The 3,113-nt window shown below is 56.2% G+C and carries 1 protein-coding gene and 1 pseudogene; both read left to right on the forward strand.

Going from position 1 to position 3,113, the window contains the following annotated elements; translation table 11 throughout:
* On the forward strand, positions 1–2,034 hold a 2,034-nt coding region (locus ACP5J3_RS12340; protein ID WP_428495965.1), incomplete at its 5' end, for a VWA domain-containing protein.
* 186 nt (positions 2,035–2,220) lie between these two features.
* Positions 2,221–3,113, forward strand: a pseudogene (locus tag ACP5J3_RS12345) (hypothetical protein); the annotation flags it as partial.

Genomic DNA, 3,113 nt, shown 5'->3' on the forward strand with positions numbered 1-3,113 from the left:
CGCGTGCGCGACGCCAGGACCTACTACGAGGTGCCGTCCAAACGCCTGGGAGAGCGCAAGCAGATCGTCAAGGCCGTGGACGGAGTCAGCGTAGAGGTGAAGCGCGGGCAGACGCTGGGCATCGTGGGCGAGTCGGGCTGCGGGAAGACGACCCTCGTCAAGACCATCGTGGGGATGGAGAAGGCCAAGCTAGCCCTCCTCGCCGCCGCCGTCAACCCCGCAATCGGCGGGGTGCTGCTCAGAGGGGATAAGGGGACCGGAAAGACGACGTTGGTTAGGTCTCTGGCAGACGTCTTGCCTGAGATCGAGGTGGTCGCCGACTGCCCGTTTCAATGCCATCCCCGCGATCCGCAACTAATGTGCGACTCCTGCTACGCCAGGTATCAACGTGGGGAGAGGCTCCCGACGGCTGTGAGGAGGATGCGGGTGGTGGATTTCCCACTCTCTATTACTGTGGATAGGCTGGTAGGGACCCTCGATATAAAGAGAGCGTTGACCGAGGGCGTGCGCGCGTTGCAGCCGGGGCTTCTGGCGGAGGCGAATCGGAATATCCTCTACATCGACGAGGTGAATCTGCTCGACGATTACATAGTGGACGTATTGCTGGACGCGGCGGCGTACGGCTGGAACGTAGTGGAGAGGGAGGGAATCTCCGTGAGGCACCCAGCCCGCTTCATACTGGTGGCCTCCATGAACCCGGAGGAGGGGGAGTTGAGACCGCAGTTGCTTGACCGCTTCGGTCTCGTGGTGGATGTAGAGGCGCCGCAAGATCCCGAGGTGAGGGCTGAGATAGTGAGACGAGCGGAGGAGTTCAACAGGGACCCAGAAGGCTTTTACAAAAAATGGGAGCCTGAGATACAAGCGCTTAGGGAGAAAATTAGGAGGGCCATGGAGCTTCTGCCGGAAGAGGAGATGCCAGACGACCTTTTGGAGGTGTTGGCGGAGATCGTGGTAAAACTCGGCATAAGGACTAGCCGGGCCGAGATTATAACTGCCCGCACCGCAAAAGCCCTGGCGGCACTTGAGGGGAGGACTAAAGTCACTATGGAAGATCTGCAGAAGGCAATGGAGCTGGCGCTTCCCCACAGACTGAAGGCGAAGCCGTTTGAAAAGCCGAGAGTACCCCCGCCTACTAGCAACAAACAAGAGGAGAGCCGGCAGAGCCAGCAACAGTCTCCGCCGCAACAGCCAAGAGAGCCGCCGCGCGGCGGCAGTAGAGAGCCGCAAAGCGGCGGGGATAGGCCCGGCGGAGGCGGCGCCGAGACAAGAGAGGCGGCTGATGTGGACGTGCCCATCGCTTTTAAGAAGGAAGTTGCGGGGGAGGCAAGAGGCCTCTCCTCAAGAGCTTCTGTTAAGAGGGTGGTGGGGCATCCCTTAGGGGTGCCTTACATGTATCTCCCCGCCGAGGGGAGGGAGCCGAGAGATATAGACATAGCGGGCTCTCTCGTCACGGCGGCTCTTAGGGGGGGCGGCCTCCCCCTGAAGGTGGAGCCCGGCGATTTAGCTGTGAGAGTTAGGAGGGCCAGAGCTCCTAGAATTTCGCTTGTCATCTTAGACGCGAGTGGTAGCATGAATTTCATGAAGAGGATAGAGGCGGCTAAAGGTCTTGTAAAGAAAATCGCAGAGGAGTCTTACGTGAAGAGGAGTTACGTCGGCTTAATTACTTTCAGAGGATCTGGCGTAGACGTAGTGGTGGAACCCACCCGCAACTACTGGCTGGTGCTGGATATTTTAGAAAAAGTGCCCAGCGGCGGCGCGACGCCTATGTCGGCGGCGCTGGCCTACGCCCTTGAGTATTTAAAGAGGCTGAGGCAGAGGCTGAAAGGGAACTACTGGGTATACGTGGTAACAGACGGGAAGGCCAATGTCTCCCTCGGCGGTAACATAAAAGAAGAGCTTAACGCCTACAGCGCGGAGCTTTCAAAATTAGCCAAGCTTGTAGTGGTGGACACAAAGCCCGGCCTATTTAAACCCTCGTTAAACTATATCGAGGTGCTTGCGAAATATGCCACAGATGTGCTTCAAATACCGTGAGGGGCTGAGCCTTCAAATATAGCGAAGCTTGTGGTGGTGGATACTAAGACGGGGTTTCAACCCCTCGCTAACCTCGACGTGGCTATTAATTACGCCACAGAGCTACTCATTTAGTAAGTAAACTTCGCCGAGATTCGTCTACACGGCGTATGTAATACTTAAAAAGTACAAAATTCCGAAACATGTATGAGGAAGGCGGTTGTAGTAGGTATAGCCTCCGCTCTTTTCCTCGTGGGGATATTGGCGGTTTACTTCCTAGCCTTCACACCCCCGAAGGAAAGTCCTACGCCGTCTCTGCCCCCTTCTGTAAACAAGACAGAAACTCCCAAAGCCACGCCTAGAGAGCCCGGGTTGAGGCTTGTCTGGGCGTCTCCGCCTCTAATTGACAGGGATAAGCTGATAGAGGGAGGTTTCTACTTCAGGGCGTGGGACTGGTGGTGGGGATACGTGAGGGGGATGGTTATGGTATCCCCCGACGGGAGGTATATAGTGGTGGCTACACAAGCGGGGGAGATCTATATATTCTCCCCCAACGGCACTGTAATCAAGAAATTCGAATACGGGGTCGGGAGGGTGCCCTACTGGTCTATGGCCTTCTCGCCTGACGGGAGGTACTTGGCCGTGGGGATTTCTTCGCGGGAGGGGGAGGTTGTGATATACAACACCTCTAGCTGGAGGGAGGTGGCTATTATTAAACTGGCTCAGTACCTCTTAGGCCCATCAAACGCGACAGAGGCCACAATAACAAAACAGCCGTGGCTTGGCGTGCACCCCAAAGGTATTGTGTTTTACGGGGGCCGTATCTATATCTTGGCCATAGAGGCAGTTGTCGACCCGGCGACGCAGAGACATGCATCTACAAGGGTTGTTTACGACCTAGTAAAGTTCTACCCGGAGCTTAGGGATCGTCTAAACGTCACTAAGTACATCGTTTCTAGGTTTACCAGCATCTTCACGGTGAGGATCCTCGCCGTAAAGACGGATAGCTGGGCTGTTGAGTGGGCTTGGCCTGAGGATGGGCCGGCCTACACATACATATCGGCTATAGAGGTCGCCGACGGCTATCTGGCGATCGGCAC

Source organism: Pyrobaculum sp. (genome assembly GCF_049971835.1).
Lineage (GTDB): Archaea > Thermoproteota > Thermoprotei > Thermoproteales > Thermoproteaceae > Pyrobaculum.